Here is a 16,009-nt window from a genome sequence, read left to right on the forward strand (position 1 = left end):
CCGCCTGCATCCGACCTGAAGTGAGGCGGCGTCGCGGCGGCCGGCTGCGATGACAATGTTAGAATTCCCGGTTGCGCCAATGAGCGGAATCGGAAGCATTCAATGAGCCAACAGCAGCCGGAAGACGGGGCCCGCAAGCTCGGCCTGGGTACCCTCGCGATCCACGCCGGTCAGTCGCCCGACCCGAGCACGGGCGCGGTGATGCCGCCGATCTATGCGACCTCGACCTATGCCCAGAGCAGCCCCGGCCAGCACCAGGGCTTCGAGTACTCGCGCAGCCACAACCCGACCCGCTTCGCCTATGAGCGCTGCATCGCCGGCCTCGAAGGCGGCAGCCATGGCTATGCGTTCGCTTCAGGCCTGGCCGCGACCTCGACCATCCTCGAACTGTTCGATGCCGGCAGCCACGTCATCGCCATGGACGATGTATACGGCGGCACCTACCGTCTGTTCGAACGCGTCCGCCGCCGCTCCGCCGGCCTGGACTTCAGCTGGGTCGACCTCAGCGACGTCGCCGCGTTCGAAGCCGCGATCCGTCCCGAGACCAAGCTGGTCTGGATCGAGACCCCGACCAACCCGCTGCTGAAGCTGGTCGACATCGCCGCCGTCGCCGCGATCGCGCGCAAGCGCGGGCTGGTGGTGGTAGTCGACAACACCTTCTCCTCGCCGATCCTGCAGCGCCCGCTCGAACTCGGCGCGCACATCGTCATGCACTCGGCGACCAAGTACCTCAACGGCCACTCCGACATCGTCGGCGGCATCGCCGTGGTCGGCGACGACGCCGACCTCGCCGAGCGCATGACCTTCCTGCAGAACGCGGTCGGCGCCGTGCAGGGGCCGTTCGACAGCTTCCTTGCCCTGCGCGGCCTGAAGACGCTGCACCTGCGCATGAAGGCCCACTGCGAGAACGCCCAGGCGCTGGCCGAATGGCTCGAGACTCACCCGGCGGTCGAGAAGGTGATCTACCCGGGCCTCAAGTCGCACCCGCAGCACGCGCTCGCCAAGCAGCAGATGCACGGTTTCGGCGGCATGGTCAGCATCTACGTCAAGGGCGGCCTCGACGGCGCGCGCCGGATGATGGAGCGCTGCGAACTGTTCACCATCGCCGAATCGCTCGGCGGCGTGGAAAGCCTGGTCAACCACCCGGCCGTGATGACCCACGCCTCGATTCCGCCGGACCGCCGCGCCGCGCTGGGCATCACCGACAACCTGGTGCGCCTGAGCGTGGGCGTGGAGGACGTCGAAGACCTGCGCAATGCGCTGGCTGGAGCCTTGCAGTGACGACAAGCGCGCGCCGTGCGACAGGCGGGATCGCCTGGTATGCATTCGGGGCGTTCTTGCTGCTTTTCAGGGAACGCTCCCTGTTCGCGCGTCTCGTTTCGCGCGACGTGGGTTCGCGTTACAAAGGTTCGGTATTCGGCATCCTTTGGTCGCTGCTGAATCCGCTCGCATTGCTGTGCGTTTTCGGTTTCGTCTTCGGGGTCGTCTTTCAAGCGCGATGGGGCGTGGCCGGCGACACCAAAAGTTTTGCCCTGGTGCTGTTTTCCGGCCTGGTGCTGTTCCTGTTTGCGTCCGAGTGCATCAATCGGGCGCCGATGCTCATTCTGCAGAACAGTAATTATGTGAAAAAGGTGGTCTTCCCGCTCGAGTTGTTGCCGCCCGTGGTGGTCGGCGGCGCGGCGGTGAATCTGTGCATCTCGCTAGCCATCTTGCTCGTGGGACAGTTGGTGCTGGAGGGGGCGGTCCCGTTGAGCTGGATCAGCGTGCCCATTATCGTCCTGCCCTTGGCGGTCATGATGGCTGCGTGCGTGTTCTTGCTCTCTTCGCTCGGCGTGTTCTTGCGCGATCTCGGCCAGATAACCGGCCTGGTCACGATCGCCATGATGTATCTGAGCCCTGTGCTGTTTCCGATCGAATCAGTGCCCGAGCGGTACAGAGGCTTGTTGCAGCTCAATCCCCTGACCGTCCCGGTCGCGCAGTTGCGCGCCGCGACTCTCTATGGGCAGTGGCCGGATTGGGCCTGGCTCGGGCTCTACGCCTTGGCGGCTTATGTCCTGTTGGTGTTGAGCTTCGCCTGGTTCTGGCGCAGTAAGAACGGTTTTGCCGATGTCATCTGAAATCGCGATCGATGTAGTGGGGCTGCACAAGAGCTATCTGATTTTCGATAGCCCGGTGCATCGCTTATGGCAGATGCTGTTGCGCGGCAAGAAGCATTTCTTCCGCGAGCATCATGTCCTCAAGGGGATCTCGTTCCAGGTCAGGCGCGGCGAAACCGTCGGTCTGATCGGCCGCAACGGCTCGGGAAAGTCGACGTTGCTGCAGATCATTTGCGGCACGCTCGAGGCCAGCGATGGAGAGCACCGGGTCAACGGCCGGGTCGCGGCGCTGTTGGAGCTCGGCGCGGGTTTCAACCCCGAATATACCGGGGCGGAAAACGTCCGTATGAGCGCGCAGATCCTCGGGTTGAGCAACGACGAGGTGGATGCGCGCTTCGAGAGCATTTTGCGATTCGCCGACATAGGCGATTACGTCGACCAGCCCGTCAAAACCTATTCCAGCGGCATGTTCATGCGTCTGGCGTTCGCCGTCATCGCCCATGTCGACGCGGACGTCCTCATCATCGACGAGGCCTTGGCGGTGGGCGATGCCTACTTCGTGCAGAAATGCATGAGGTTCCTGCACACCTTCAGCTCATCCGGCGGCACGTTGCTGTTCGTAAGCCACGACAGCTCGACGATCACTTCGCTGTGCGATCGGGCTATCTGGCTGCAGGACGGAAAAGTCCGCATGGACGATGCTCCCAAGCAGGTGACCCAGGCGTATCTGGCGGACCTGTATCGGCAAGAGCAGGGCGACGACGAAGTGGCCCAGCAGATCCAGGAGCAAGGCAAGGCCTTGCTGCAGCATTTAGCCGACGACGATTACGCGGACGCCAGGCGCGATCTGGTCCTGAATTCGAATTTGCGCAACGACCTTGAAGTCAGCCGTTTCGACGAGACGGGCGATGTCTTCGGAAAGGGCGGGGCCCGTATCCTGGATACGCGCTTGCTCGACGAGCACGGCGCCCGACTGCAGTGGGCCGTGGGCGGGGAGCCGGTTTCGCTAGTGGTGACGCTGCACTGCTCCGAGGCGATCTCCGGCCTGATCGTCGGCTTCCTGGTGCGCAATCGCCAGGGCTTGTCGCTGTTCGGCGAGAACACGTATCTGTCGTATCTGGACCAGAAGCCCGAGTGCGGCGCGGACGAGACGTGGTTCGCGCGTTTCGATTTCCGTATGCCCATATTGCCGGCAGGCGAATATGCGGTGTCGGTTGCGGTGTCCGATGGCACTCAACGGGACCACGTCGTGCACCATTGGGTTCACGATGCGATCATCATCAGCAGCCATTCTTCGGCCGTGAGCACGGGAATGATCGGTATTCCGATGAAATCGATCGCTCTCGGAAAAATCGGCTGAGCGTCGACCGTATCGCGCACCGGCCCATGCGATGGGCCGGTGCGAGTTGCGATTACTGGCCGAATAAGCGCTTGAGCTTGTTGGCGAAGCGCCAGGATTTGGAAGCCTGCAGCCGCGCTTGGTAATTCTCGAGCTCGGCCGGCCCCATCGCCCAAAGCATGGGCGACACCTGCTTGCGGCCCATCAGCGTGGCCACCGCGCGCACCGGCCACCCGAGTGCCCAGGTGCGGCTGTTCATGGTCGCGTGAATCTGTTCGCGTAATGCGTCCGCGTAACGCTGTTCTTCGAGCAGCGGGTCCGGAAGCGGGCCATGCTGCCCGCGATGGACGCGGTTCCAATCCTGCACCAACTGCCTGATCCGGGTCGCGCTGCCGGGCGCCAGCAATAACGGCATGGCGTCGAACTTGCGCCAGATGGCGTGATGGTTGGACTGCCATTCTTCGGCCGAGTGCAGGGTGTAGGAGGACTCGGCCTGCTTCCAAAGACGATAGATCGAGGTGATCTCGCCGCCGCTGCCCACGTCGCAAACGTTGGCCGTGCGCATCATGAAATCCCAGTCTTCGGTCGTGGTCAGCGACTCGTCGAAAGTGATGCCGAGGTCGTGGAAGGCCGAGTGCGGAAACGCGATTGAAACCGGCGGCGTGTTGTTCTCGACCAAATGCTGGAGGAAATCGAACTCCTTCGGGTAGCGCGAGTCCATGCCGCCCACGGCCCGTACCGACGGGCTGCCGTAGTTCGTGCGTACCGGTTGCCAGGATTGCGCAACGGTTCTGCTGCGGAGCACTCGTCCGGGAGTCCGGTTGGCCAGCTTTCTGAACTCTTCGACCCAGTGCCCCATGACGATGTCGTCGTCGTCGAGGATGGCGATGTACTGGCCCTTGGCTTCGGAGAAGCCGACATTGAGCGGCCGCGTACGAGTGCCGTCGTCCACCTTGACGAGGCGGATGCGGTTTCGGATCGTGGCGTTGGTGTCCTCGATCACGCGCTCGACCGCCGTCACGCTTTCCGGAGGAAGCTTGTGGCCGATGATCAGGACTTCGAAGTCCTGATCGGTCTGCGCGGAGAGGCAAAGGAAGACGTCGCGCAACGTATCCAGCCGCTTGCCCTGGGTGCGCGTGATTACGCTCAGGAAGGGACGCTCGGCGTCGCCGTGGTCGTCGGTGTAGATCACCGCGTCGCGGCCGTGTCCGGGCAGGTACAGGCCAACGAACTGATTGGTGGTCGCGGTGGCGTCGACGCCGTCGCGAACGTGGGACATGACCCGCTGCAGCAACGCTCCGGTCGCCAAGGCCGGATGATAGCTAGGGAAGTACTGGTCGCTTTGGCTGAGTTTGACGTCCTTCGACTCGACCAAGTGCCAGCCCGATGTCTGCATCATCGTCTGCAGGCTGGCCTGGGTGAAGCCGCGAAGATGGGTGTGATCCAACAGGCCGGTCTTGGTGTAGTCCCATCGGCCGAAGGCGAGCTTGAAGCCTACATCGCGATGGGCGACGTTCGGCACCGAAACCGCCAGCGGAGCGCAATGGGCCTCGGATATGCGGCGCAGCATGGCCACTACTTTCTCGGGCTCGGCGACATGCTCCAGCGTGTCGATGATCGACATCGACGCGACGGCTTGGTCGCCGATCACCTGCCGAAGCGTGGCTTCGGCTCGTTCGATGTCGCTCAAGTCGAGCGCATGGGTCTGGAAACCGCGTGCGCCGAGTTGGGCCAATGCCTGGGTGTCGATGTCCAGGCCGATGTACTTGCGGCCAAGGTCGTCGCGTACATGCTCGGCGATCGGTCCCAGGCTGCAACCGATGTCGAGGTGCAGGCCTTCGCGGCTGTCGCCATGACCGGTCAGCAGGCTGATGACATGCCCGTAGACGTTATCGTGGAAATAGGGGTTGTCGTAGGTATTCATCAGAGGCTGAACCGGTGTTCGGTGTAGTGGTCGCCGCGGAACACCGAGACGGATCGCTGCTTGTCGATGGGGGTGGGCAGACGGCCTTCCGTTCGCCGGGTCTCGAAACTGTCCGCGGCGCGCTTGAGGTGCGCCAACGGGGACTTTCCGAAGCCCTCCAGCAATCGGGCGACTATTTCCGGGCGCGAGTATTTATGCGCCATCATCAGCGCCGCTTCGGCGGAGTAGTACTGCTCGGACGAAGTCGGTTGCCACTGGCCGTTATCGCCGAGGCGCTTGTCGTGGAACACCGCGGCCGAGGGCTGGTAGATGATGCTGTAGCCGGCCAGACGGGCACGCCACGAGAAATCGACATCGTCGCAGTACAGGAAGAAGGACTCGGCATCGAAACCGTTGAGCTCGCGCAGTACCGGCAGGGGAATCAGCGCGCAGGCGGTCGTTGCCCAGCCGGTTTCGCCACTGCTCGCGTTGTACTCCTTGGGATGCTCCACCGGCAGTTGGCGGGCTTCGACCAATCCGACCTTGGCGTTCTGCAACGGCCTGGCGAGCTCTATCAGCGCATCGGGCGCGAGCATCACGTCGGGGTTCATGATCAGCACGACGTCGACCTGGCCGCCCTTTTCGATTGCCTCGACGGCGTGGGCGATCAAGGTGTTGTGACCGCGCGCCGAGCCCATGTTGCGGCCGAAATTCACGTTCTCGACGCTGCGCAGGGCCTCGGACGAGGCTGCGATCGATGCGATCGCGGCCTCATCGAGCACCGGCGCGGGCGAGCTGTCGCCGTAGACCAGCGACACCGAGCTCATGGCGCCAGCGGCAATCGCAAGATCCGCGGCGCGATTGAGGTGAGCCACGGTCTGGACGATGCGTTCGGGCTCGTTGCCGTAGAGCACCGAGTGCACGCGCACGTGGCCGATGTTATGGATCTTGGCGGTCATAGCTGCTCCAACTCTCCCTCGCGCTGATCGATCCAGGCGCACAGGCGGCGTACGCCCGTAGCGGCATCGACCTTCGGCGACCAGCCCAGCGTGCCCAGGGAAGCGCTGACGTCGCAGGCCGCATGGCGAACGTCGCCGTTGCGGTATTGAGCGGTGATGTGCGGCGGCGGCGCGCCATAGATCTCGGCGATGATGCCGGCCAGCTGTTCGATCGAGAGCGACTCGCCGGTGCCGATATCGGCCAGGATTCCGCTCTTGTCGGAAGTGGCGGCCGCTACGATCGCGTCCGCGACGTCGTCGATGAAGACGAAATCGCGCAGCATCTTGCCGTCCTCGTAAAGCGGAATGCTCTTGCCGGCCTTGGCCAGCCGGGCGAACAGCGAGACGATACCGGTATAGGGGTTGGTCAAGGACTGGCCGGGCCCGTAGACGTTCTGCAGGCGCAGGACGTTGAGGGAGGTGCCGAATGCGAGGCACCACGCCGAGAGGATGTGTTCCTGGGCCAGCTTCGTGGCTCCATAGACGCTGGTCGGATCGGGGCGGGTAGCCGCGCAGCGGAACGGCTGGCTCCGCAGTCCCTGGAAATCCCACTGTCCTTGTTCGAGCATCTGGGCCGAGCGTTGGCCGGGATAGTGCGAGTTTCCGCTGGCGTCGAGCCATTCGCCTTCGCCGTATATGGCGCGGCTGCTCGATAGCACCATGCGTGCGGGTTTGATTTCGTTGGCCGCGAGCGCGTCGAGCATTCTCGTGGTGCCAACGACGTTGACCTGCGCATGGCGAGTGGCTTCGGTCAGGGATTGTCCCGTACCGGTTTCAGCGGCCAAGTGGACGATCGTGGTCGGACGGTGCTTGGACAGCACGTCGCTCCACGTCGCGGTTTCGGTCACATCGGCGACGATGAGCTCGACCTGAGGATGAAGCGCGGCCGGCCTCGTTCCGCTCTTATGGATCTGCGGATGCAGGTTGTCGACAGCGACGACCCGATCGAACGATTTCACGAGGGCTTCGGATATGGCACAGCCGATGAATCCGGCGCCGCCTGTGACGAGACAAATTTGGGTCATGCTTACTCCGAAGTTCTGGGAACGAGTGCCGCTACGGGTTTCTTGTTTTTCAGCGCGAGCATCGGCTTCTCGATGTAGTGCCACGACAGCGCCGCGCAGGCCAGGGCGATGGGCAAGCTGACGAGCGCATTCTCGAGCGCGCTAAGCTTGTTGCCGGCCAGATGGTTGACGATTTGCTGGACCAGGAAGCCGTACAGGTATAAACCGTAGGAAAAATCGCCGTAGCGGCCGGCTTTGGAAAGTACCGGGTGAGCTGCAAGGCTGAGTGAAAGCACGGATATCGGTAGTACCGCGTACAGGACGATCTCGCCGGCCCAGGCCGAGCTGGGTGGAACCAAGGCGACCACGCCGATCAGGAACAGGGCCAGACTGGGCTCGAGGTATTTCTCGAGTTTGGCCTGGGCGATGAAGGCGCCGATCATGAAGTAGGGGGCCACATCGAGCGCGCTGATCAGGTCGCTACCGTAGAAGACCGGATGCGCCGCGGGCGGGGCCAAACGCACGTAATAGATGCTGGCGGCGCAAAGAGCGAGCGCGAACCCGCCGAGGAGCCATTTCAGGCGCAGGCGGGCGCCGATGACGCAGACCAGCGGCAGGGTGAGATACATCGCGAATTCGACCGGCAGGCTCCACAGCGAGCCGTTCACCGCAACCGGATACGCGTTGTCCGCGAATACGCCGGGTAGGTCGTAGACCGGATACAGGAAAATGTTCTTGAGGTAGTGCAGCATCCGGCCGTTGGCGGCGTACTCGGCCAGCGGCAGCGCAGTCAGCGCCGGGCCGACGACGAAGGCGCTGAACAGGATGATCGCGATCAGCGCCGGGAAGATGCGCAGCGAGCGCTTGCGCATGTAGCGCGTCAGCACCGGCTCCAGGGTCCAACTGGTGAAGATCAGATAGCCGCTGATGACGAAGAAGATCTTCACCGCCAGCGCCTGCACCGAATTGCCGAGCAGCGCCGGGCTGGGCGTATTGGTCAGGGGATGCGCATGTCCGAAAATGACGGCCGCAGCGGCCAACAATCGCACTGCATCAAAATTGTTGACTCGCCCCATGCTTGCGTCTCGGATGCCGTTTGGATGTGAGGCGAACCCATCGAGCGTCGACTTCTCGATGGGGGCCGTTAGAGACACCGCACTGTGAAACAAGAATGCGGGAAAACTCTCACTGCGGAAAATTTGCCGTGAAGGCCGGGTGAAATGCCCGGCCAAAGCACACTGGCATGCGCAGTGAACTCAGTTCAGTTCGGCGGATAGTTGCGGAAGAAGTGTGAACAAATCCCCTACGAGGCCGATGTCGGCGATCTCGAAGATCGGCGCTTCGCCGTCCTTGTTGATCGCGACGATGGTGCCGGCGTCCTTGATGCCGGTCAGGTGCTGGATCGCGCCGCTGATGCCGACGGCGACGTAGAGCTCCGGCGAGATGATCTTGCCGGTCTGGCCGACCTGCATCTCGTTGGGCACGTAGCCGGCGTCGACCGCGGCGCGCGAAGCGCCCACGGCGGCGCCGAGCTTGTCGGCGAAGTCGTAGATGATCTTGAAGTTGTCCGCCGAACCCACGCCGCGGCCGCCGGAGACGACGCGCTTGGCGCTCTGCAGGTCGGGACGGTCGGACTTGCCGGCGGCCAGGCCGACGTAGCGGGTGTGGCTCGGCAGGCTCGCCTCGACCGAGGCGGCTTCGACCGCGGCGCTGCCGCCCTTCGCCGCTTCCGGCCAGGACGCGGTACGCACGGTGGCAACCACGGTGTGGTCGGCGGGCGCTTCGACGGTGACGATGGCGTTGCCGGCGTAGATCGGACGCTTGAAGGTGTGGCTGCCTTCGACGGCCATGACGTCGGAGACCTGGGCGACGCCGAGCAGGGCGGCGACGCAGGGCATGAGGTCCTTGCCGAAGGTGGTGCTGGGGCCGAACACGTGGCTGTAGCCCTTGGCCAACGCGGCGACCTGCGGCGCGAGCACCTGCGCGATCGCGTTGGCGTTGGCGGCGTTGGCGATGGTCAGCACCTTGGCGACGCCGGCGATCTGCGCGGCTTCGGCGGCGACCGCGGCCGGGTCGGCGGCGAGCACGACGATGTCGATGGAGTCCGGCTTCAGCGCCTGCGCGGCCGACACGCACTTGGCGGTCGACGCGTTGAGCTTGCCGTTGAGATGTTCGGCGACGATCAGAACTTTGCTCATTACAGCAGCCCCTTAGCCTTGAGTGCGGCGACCAGTTCGGCCGCGTCCTTGACCATCACGCCCTTGCTGCGCTTCGGCGGCGGTGCGTAATGGGTGGTCTTAAGCGTGTCGCCGGTGTCGACGCCGAGATCGGCGAAGGCGATGGTCTCCAGCGGCTTGCTCTTGGCCTTCATGATGTCGGGCAACTTGATGAAGCGCGGCTCGTTGAGGCGCAGGTCGGTGGTGACCACCGCCGGCAGGTCGATTTCCAGCGTTTCCAGGCCGGCGTCGACTTCGCGCGTCACCGTGGCCTTGCCGCCTTCGACTTCGAGCTTGGAGGCGAAGGTCGCCTGCGGGCGGCCCCACAGCGTGGCCAGCATCTGGCCGGTCTGGTTGGCGTCGTCGTCGATGGCCTGCTTGCCGAGGATGACGATGTCCGGCTGTTCCTTCTCGATCAGCTTGAGCAGGGCGCGCGCGGCGGTCAGCGGCTGGATCGGCTGGTCCGAGACCACGTGCACGGCGCGATTGGCGCCCATGGCCAGGCCGTTGCGCAGGTGCGCCTGGGCGTCGGCCGGGGCGATCGTCGCGACCACGACCTCGGTGGCGATGCCCTTGTCGCGCAGGCGCAGGGCTTCTTCCAGGGCGATTTCGTCGAAGGGATTGGCCGACAGCTTGACGCCGTCGGTGACCACGCCGGAGCCATCCGGCTTGACCTGAATGCGGACGTTGTAGTCCACCACGCGCTTGTAGCCGACGAGGATCTTCATCGTGCGGGGATTCCTTGTGGGGTGCTGGGCCAGGAGCGGCCGAGAGCCCCCAATTCTAGCTGAGACGGCCCACGTACGCAGGTCGGGGCCAGCTCGGCCTGGCACCTGAACCCTCCACGACCTGCAGCGCCAGCGCCATCCCGTATGGTGGGATTTGCGACGTATCCGGCTGGACGCCGGGCTTTAGGGGCTTGCAGCCGTAAGGTTCGATCAGGCGCCATCGCGACGGGTGCCGATCTGAGGGCGTTGCAGGTATGAATGTGCCGCGGCACCGCAGTGCCAACCGCGACCTGGGGGCTATCGCCGAAGCTGAGTTCGAGGCGCGCCTTAGGGGGAATTCGCTGCTTTCCGGCTACGTCACCGGATCTTCGACGGTCAGAATCTGGGCGCCGCTCCAACTGGCGCCCGGGTCCAGGTGGACGGGTTTGAGTACCTGCGCCGCTTCGATGCAGACGAAGCGGCCGTACTCGCCGGCACCCAGGTCGCCCATGCCGGCGGCCAGTTCGGCCCCGGGATTCCATATCACCGTGTCGGCGAAGCCTTCGGCTTCTATGCGCAACAGATCCACGCCATCGGTGACGCGCACGGTGCCAACGGTGCCGGCGTAGATACGGTCGACTTCGCCTTCGAAGCGTACCGGCGCGTCGGCGGCCGGCTGAGGCTCGTTGCCGCGCACGCAATCCAGGAACGGCGACCGTTCGAGTCCGTGCACGAGCGTTCCGGCTACATCGGCCACACGCAGGTAGGTATGCAGCGCGGCGGTGAATTGGAAGGCGGTGCTGTCCGAATTGTGCACATTCAGGGCGATTCGCAGCCGGTTCTCGCCCGGTTCCAGCGACAACACGGCTTCAAAGCGATGCGGCCAGCGAATTCGGGTCTGTTCGCTGTCGCTCAGGCGAAACGCCAGTCGCGGCAGTTTCGAGCCGGTGGTATCCAGCACTTGCCAGTCCAACGTCCGCGCGAAGCCGTGGCGCGGTCCATCGCCGCGTTCGCCGAATTGCGGAAAGATCACCGGGACGCCGCCGCGGATCGCCTTGCCGGCACCGAAGCCCGCGCGCGGGCTCAGGTAGAGGCGTTCCTGTCCACGGCATTGCCAGGACAGGGCATGCGCACCGAACGCGGTGGCCTGGATTTCGCCTCCTCCCGGCGCCTGGAGGCGAAGGGCGTTGGGGGCGGTGCCGTTCGAGTCGGAAGCCACGAGCCTGTCCTTGGTTGGGTTGGGGCCCGTCGTCGGCGCGCCGACGGCGTGTCCCGCATGCCGTTTGGGAGGATTCTAAAGCCGTGGCCCAGCGTGCCGACTGGCCATGCAGTCACGATACATGAAGCCCCCAACTGCCCGGCCGGGCTATTCTTGCCCATCCCCAGTCTTTCGGAGCCGGGATGCTGCATCCTGTCGTATTGAGCGGCGGCAGTGGTTCGCGCCTGTGGCCATTGTCGCGCGAGAACCAGCCTAAGCAATTCCTGTCGCTGATCGGCGATCGTTCGCTGTTCCAGGAAACGGTGCTGCGCGCTTGCGCCCTGCCGCAAGCGGGTCTGCCGGTGACCGTCTGCGCCGAGGGGCATCGCTTCATGGTCGGCGAGCAATTGCAGGGGATCGGTGTGGGCAGCGGCGGCATCCTGCTCGAACCCAGCGCCCGCAACACCGCGCCGGCGATCGCGTTGGCCGCCTTGCATTTGCTCGCCCAGTACCCCGACGCAGTGATGCTGGTGCTGCCAGCCGATCACCTGATCGAGGACGAATCGGCCTTCCGGGCCGCGGTGGAGCGTGCGGCCGTGCTGGCCGAGCAGGGCTGGCTGGTCACCTTCGGTATCCAGCCGGACTATCCGGAAACCGGCTACGGCTACATCGCCCGCGGCGAGGCCCTCGGCGAGGACGGCTACCGAGTCGCCCGCTTCGTCGAGAAGCCGGCCCTGGCGACGGCGCAAACTTATCTGGCCGAGGGCACGTATTCGTGGAACTCGGGCATGTTCCTGTTTAAGGCCGAGCGCTATCTCCAGGAACTCGCGCGTTATGCGCCGCAGATCCATGCCGCCGCGACCGCGGCTCATGCGGCGGCGCAAAGCGATCTGGATTTCATCCGCGTCGGCAAGGACGAGTTCGCCGCCAGCCCCAGCGATTCGATCGACTACGCGGTCATGGAGAAGACCGATCGCGCCGCGGTGGTGCCGGTCAGTTGCGGCTGGAGCGACATCGGTTCCTGGTCGTCGCTGTGGTCGGTGGCCGAGCGCGACGAAGACGGCAACCGTTACGAAGGCGACGTGATCTCCCTGGATACGCGCGACAGCCTGGTGCGTGCCTCGGAACGGCGCCTGATCGCCACGATCGGGGTCGAGGACCTGGTCATCGTGGATACGCCCGACGCGACCCTGGTCGCGCGCAAGGACCGGGTTCAGGATGTCAAGACCATCGTCGATCGCCTTAAAAAGGCCGGGCGCCAGGAGCATCTGTTTCATCGCAAGGTCTACCGGCCTTGGGGTTATTACGATTCGATCGATGTGGGGCCGCGTTTCCAGGTCAAGCGCATCGTGGTCAAGCCGGGCGCGGCCCTGAGCCTGCAGAAGCATCGCAAGCGTGCCGAGCACTGGATCGTGGTGTCCGGCGTGGCCGAAGTGACCTGCGACGACAAGGTATTCGACTTGCACGAGAACCAGAGCACCTACATCCCGCTGGGTAGCGTCCATCGCCTGCGCAACAACGGCACCGAGCCGGTAGAGTTGATCGAGGTGCAGTCGGGCGCGTATCTGGGCGAAGACGACATCGTCCGTCTCGAGGACGTGTACGGACGTTCGTAAGCGGTCCGTCGCGTCCGCGCACGAAAAAACCGGCCGCGAGGCCGGTTTTTTCTTTATGGCCCCGTCGAGGCGAGGGCGTGCCGACGCCCGCCTGTGCGGGCGCGAGCGGCTCAATCGACCTGCATCGTCGCCAGCAGCTCGGCCAGCACTTCGGCGAAACGCTCGGCGCTGCCTTCGGCGTGAGCGAAAAACAGCGAGGGTTCGCACAACTCCAGCTCCAGCAACTGCGGCTTGCCTTCGCCGTCGCGGATCAGGTCGACGCGGGCGTACGGCAAGGGTTCTTCGAGGTCGAGCCGCGCGGTCATCGCGGTCAGCGCATGCAGGGCGACCCTGCGCTCGTCGTCGCCGGCTTCGCGCGCGGCGATGCGTTCCACCGCGCGCAGGTTCAAGGCATCCTCGCGTTGCAGCATCGCGCCTTTGCGGATGGCATGACTGAACACGCCGTTGAAATGCATCAGCGCGGTCTCGCCGTCGCGATCGACCGAGACCAGATAGGGCTGCAGCATCGCGCTGCGGCCCTCGTCGAGCAGGCGCGCGAGGTGATTGGCCGCGGCGAATTCCTGCGCGCGCGCATAACGCTGGGTGTCGCGCGAGCCGGCGCTGATCGCGGGCTTGACCACGAATTCGTCGGCGTCCGGATGGGCGGCGAGAAACTCCTGAAGGGCCGGCAGCGCATCCATGTCGGGTTCGACGAACGCGCTCGGCACCACCGGCACACCGCGCGCGGCGAGGTCGGCCAGATAATGCTTGTCGGTATTCCAGCGCACCACCGGCCAGGGATTGAGCAGGCGCGTGTGGGCGTCGACGCGTTCGCACCAGGCCAGGAATTCGTCGAGGCGCTCGGTGTAGTCCCACGGCGAGCGCAGCAATACGGCGTCGTATCGTGCCCAGGCCACGCTGGGATCGTCCCAGGCGCGGATCTCGGCGGCGATGCCGCGTGCGGTACAGGCTCGAAGCAGGGGCGACAGGTCGTCGTCCTGCCCGGCGGCGGCGATGGCGGTGACCAGGGCGAGTCGGCTCATATCGCAAGTCTAGCGTCGGCACACGATCGGGGCATTGTCGCGGTATTGCCCGAAAGTCCGCTACGTCCGGACCCGGACGCAGGCTAAACTGCGCCCATCCCGCAAAGGAGTTGTCCCATGGCCGAGGCCATCGCCGCGACGCCCACCGGCGCCGCGAAGAGCAAGCTGTACCCCAGTGCGAAACAAGCCCTGCAGGACGTGGTGGCGGACGGGCAGACCCTGGCCGTCGGCGGCTTCGGCCTGTGCGGCATTCCCGAGGCCCTGATCGGCGCGCTGCGCGACAGCGGCGTCAAGGGCATCACCGCGATCTCCAACAACGCCGGCGTCGACGGTTTCGGCCTGGGCCTGCTGCTGGAAACGCGCCAGATCAAGAAAATGATCTCGTCCTACGTCGGCGAGAACAAAGAATTCGAGCGCCAGTTCCTGTCCGGCGAACTCGAACTCGAATTCAATCCGCAGGGCACCCTGGCCGAGCGCCTGCGTGCCGGCGGCGCCGGCATCCCGGCCTTCTTCACCCGCACCGGCTACGGCACCGTGGTGGCCGACGGCAAGGAGACGCGCGAGTTCGACGGTCACCATTACGTCATGGAAACCGCACTCAAGGCCGACGTGTCGCTGGTCAAGGCGTGGAAGGCCGACAAGGCCGGCAACCTGGTGTTCCGCAAGACCGCGCGCAACTTCAACCCGGCCTGCGCGATGGCCGGCAAGGTCTGCATCGCCGAAGTCGAGGAACTGGTCGAAGTCGGCGCGATCGATCCCGATCACGTGCACCTGCCGGGTATCTACGTCGACCGGATCGTCGTCAATGCGACCCCGGAGAAGCGCATCGAGCAGCGGACGGTGCGGGCTGGGTGAGTGGGCGGGCCGTCCTGATCTTATGCGCATCCTTGCGATCGATGCGCTTAGGTTGGAGCGGTCGCTGCGGCTCGCACGCCGGTTTTCTCGAGTCGGAGCGGATCGGCGTCGCCGGTTTTCTGCTTCGTCGATTTCGGTGCGTCCAGCTAAAAGGAAAAAACTCTCGGAGCCGATCGTCGCAGACCGATTTTCTCCGTAGTCGATTCGATACATCCAGCTATACGGGAAAAGCTTCCGGAGCCTGTCGCCGTAAACCGACTTTCTCCGTCGGCACTTCAATTGCGTCCACCTATACAGGAAGAATTACCAATGTCTTGGTCCCGCGATGAAATGGCGCAGCGCGCCGCGCAGGAACTCACCGATGGCGCCTACGTCAACCTCGGCATCGGCCTGCCGACGCTGGTCGCCAACTTCATTCCCGCCGGCATGGACGTGTGGCTGCAGTCCGAGAACGGCCTGCTCGGCATCGGTCCGTTCCCGACCGAAAGCGAGATCGACGCCGACCTCATCAACGCCGGCAAGCAGACCGTGACCGCGCGCCAGGGCGCGAGCTATTTCGGCAGCCACGACAGCTTCGCGATGATCCGCGGCGGTCATATCGATCTGGCGATCCTCGGCGCGATGCAGGTCACCGACAAGGGCGACCTGGCCAACTGGATGGTGCCCGGCAAGATGGTCAAGGGCATGGGCGGCGCGATGGATCTGGTCGCCGGCGTCAAGCGCGTGGTCGTGCTGATGGAGCACAGCGCCAAGAACGGCGAGCACAAGATCCTGTCCGAATGCACGCTGCCGCTGACCGGCCTGGGCGTGGTCAATCGGATCATCACCGAGCTTGCGGTGATGGACGTCACCGAGCGCGGTCTGGTGCTGGTCGAGATCGCGCCGGGCGTGAACGAAGACGAACTGCGCAGCAAGACCGGCGTGCCTTTGCTGAGCGCCTGAATAGCGTAACTGCGGCGTCGCGAGCGCTGGCAAAAGCAAGCTCTCCGGAAAATTGAGACGTGTTTCTCAATTTATGGTGCATGTGTTTTTTGCGGCCATTGAAGTATCTGCGC

15 protein-coding genes are annotated in these 16,009 nt (G+C 64.5%); 7 read left to right on the top strand and 8 right to left on the bottom strand.

Translation table 11 applies throughout. From position 1 onward, the window contains the following. Nucleotides 1-102 precede the first annotated feature (102 nt). The 3 genes from ACTJJK_RS12760 to ACTJJK_RS12770 are packed head-to-tail and all read left to right on the top strand — an operon-like array spanning nucleotide 103 to nucleotide 3,456. Nucleotides 103-1,281: a cystathionine gamma-synthase gene (locus ACTJJK_RS12760; RefSeq protein WP_440730380.1), complete on the top strand. Its 1,179-nt coding sequence runs from the start codon at nucleotides 103-105 to the stop codon at nucleotides 1,279-1,281. Continuing rightward, a complete protein-coding gene (locus tag ACTJJK_RS12765) occupies nucleotides 1,278-2,117 on the top strand; it encodes an ABC transporter permease (RefSeq protein ID WP_081930729.1) in 840 nt (279 codons plus the stop codon). Before ACTJJK_RS12760 ends, ACTJJK_RS12765 begins: the two co-directional genes overlap by 4 nt. Beyond that, complete coding sequence (locus ACTJJK_RS12770) at nucleotides 2,107-3,456, top strand: ABC transporter ATP-binding protein (protein ID WP_031371510.1); 1,350 nt, start codon at nucleotides 2,107-2,109, stop codon at nucleotides 3,454-3,456. The genes ACTJJK_RS12765 and ACTJJK_RS12770 overlap by 11 nt, the downstream gene beginning before the upstream one ends. Nucleotides 3,457-3,508: 52 nt before the next feature. Here ACTJJK_RS12770 and ACTJJK_RS12775 read toward each other — a convergent pair whose 3' ends face one another. Next, nucleotides 3,509-5,245, bottom strand: a complete 1,737-nt coding sequence (locus tag ACTJJK_RS12775; RefSeq protein WP_440730400.1) for a glycosyltransferase — start codon at nucleotides 5,243-5,245, stop codon at nucleotides 3,509-3,511. Between ACTJJK_RS12775 and ACTJJK_RS12780 the strand changes: the two genes are divergently transcribed. Beyond that, on the top strand, nucleotides 5,135-5,386 hold the full coding sequence (locus ACTJJK_RS12780) for a hypothetical protein (RefSeq protein ID WP_440730401.1): 252 nt from the start codon (nucleotides 5,135-5,137) through the stop codon (nucleotides 5,384-5,386). The genes ACTJJK_RS12775 and ACTJJK_RS12780 overlap by 111 nt on opposite strands. On the opposite strand, the gene ACTJJK_RS12785 is transcribed toward ACTJJK_RS12780, so the two are convergent. The 6 genes from ACTJJK_RS12785 to ACTJJK_RS12810 all read right to left on the bottom strand — a co-directional run bounded on the left by ACTJJK_RS12785 (nucleotide 5,359) and on the right by ACTJJK_RS12810 (nucleotide 11,482). Next, entirely contained in the window at nucleotides 5,359-6,297 is a 939-nt protein-coding gene (locus ACTJJK_RS12785; RefSeq protein ID WP_440730381.1) for a hypothetical protein, read from the bottom strand. The genes ACTJJK_RS12780 and ACTJJK_RS12785 overlap by 28 nt on opposite strands. Continuing rightward, nucleotides 6,294-7,445 (bottom strand): NAD-dependent epimerase/dehydratase family protein, encoded by a 1,152-nt coding sequence (locus ACTJJK_RS12790; RefSeq protein WP_440730382.1) that lies wholly within the window; start codon nucleotides 7,443-7,445, stop codon nucleotides 6,294-6,296. The genes ACTJJK_RS12785 and ACTJJK_RS12790 overlap by 4 nt, the downstream gene beginning before the upstream one ends. Then, entirely contained in the window at nucleotides 7,364-8,416 is a 1,053-nt protein-coding gene (locus ACTJJK_RS12795; RefSeq protein WP_081930731.1) for an acyltransferase family protein, read from the bottom strand. The genes ACTJJK_RS12790 and ACTJJK_RS12795 overlap by 82 nt, the downstream gene beginning before the upstream one ends. A gap of 180 nt (nucleotides 8,417-8,596) precedes the next feature. Continuing rightward, nucleotides 8,597-9,538: an electron transfer flavoprotein subunit alpha/FixB family protein gene (locus tag ACTJJK_RS12800; protein ID WP_031371515.1), complete on the bottom strand. Its 942-nt coding sequence runs from the start codon at nucleotides 9,536-9,538 to the stop codon at nucleotides 8,597-8,599. Beyond that, entirely contained in the window at nucleotides 9,538-10,284 is a 747-nt protein-coding gene (locus ACTJJK_RS12805; RefSeq protein ID WP_031371516.1) for an electron transfer flavoprotein subunit beta/FixA family protein, read from the bottom strand. The genes ACTJJK_RS12800 and ACTJJK_RS12805 overlap by 1 nt, the downstream gene beginning before the upstream one ends. 352 nt (nucleotides 10,285-10,636) lie before the next feature. Then, entirely contained in the window at nucleotides 10,637-11,482 is an 846-nt protein-coding gene (locus tag ACTJJK_RS12810; protein WP_440730383.1) for a D-hexose-6-phosphate mutarotase, read from the bottom strand. A 182-nt stretch (nucleotides 11,483-11,664) separates the two neighbouring features. Between ACTJJK_RS12810 and ACTJJK_RS12815 the strand changes: the two genes are divergently transcribed. Further along, complete coding sequence (locus ACTJJK_RS12815) at nucleotides 11,665-13,077, top strand: mannose-1-phosphate guanylyltransferase/mannose-6-phosphate isomerase (protein ID WP_031371518.1); 1,413 nt, start codon at nucleotides 11,665-11,667, stop codon at nucleotides 13,075-13,077. A 110-nt stretch (nucleotides 13,078-13,187) separates the two neighbouring features. Here ACTJJK_RS12815 and ACTJJK_RS12820 read toward each other — a convergent pair whose 3' ends face one another. Further along, a complete protein-coding gene (locus ACTJJK_RS12820; RefSeq protein WP_440730384.1) occupies nucleotides 13,188-14,099 on the bottom strand; it encodes an ATP-grasp domain-containing protein in 912 nt (303 codons plus the stop codon). A gap of 117 nt (nucleotides 14,100-14,216) precedes the next feature. Between ACTJJK_RS12820 and ACTJJK_RS12825 the strand changes: the two genes are divergently transcribed. Both ACTJJK_RS12825 and ACTJJK_RS12830 read left to right on the top strand, forming a co-directional pair. After that, nucleotides 14,217-14,954, top strand: coding sequence for a CoA transferase subunit A (locus ACTJJK_RS12825; RefSeq protein WP_408952613.1), 738 nt, complete (start codon nucleotides 14,217-14,219; stop codon nucleotides 14,952-14,954). Between the two features lie 309 nt (nucleotides 14,955-15,263). After that, the gene (locus ACTJJK_RS12830) at nucleotides 15,264-15,896 is read left to right on the top strand and encodes a CoA transferase subunit B (protein ID WP_440730385.1); all 633 of its coding nucleotides are present in this window, start codon (nucleotides 15,264-15,266) and stop codon (nucleotides 15,894-15,896) included. The last annotated feature ends 113 nt before the right edge of the window (nucleotides 15,897-16,009 follow it).

It is taken from the genome of Lysobacter sp. 22409, from assembly GCF_052045105.1.
Classification (GTDB): Bacteria; Pseudomonadota; Gammaproteobacteria; order Xanthomonadales; family Xanthomonadaceae; genus Lysobacter; species Lysobacter antibioticus_B.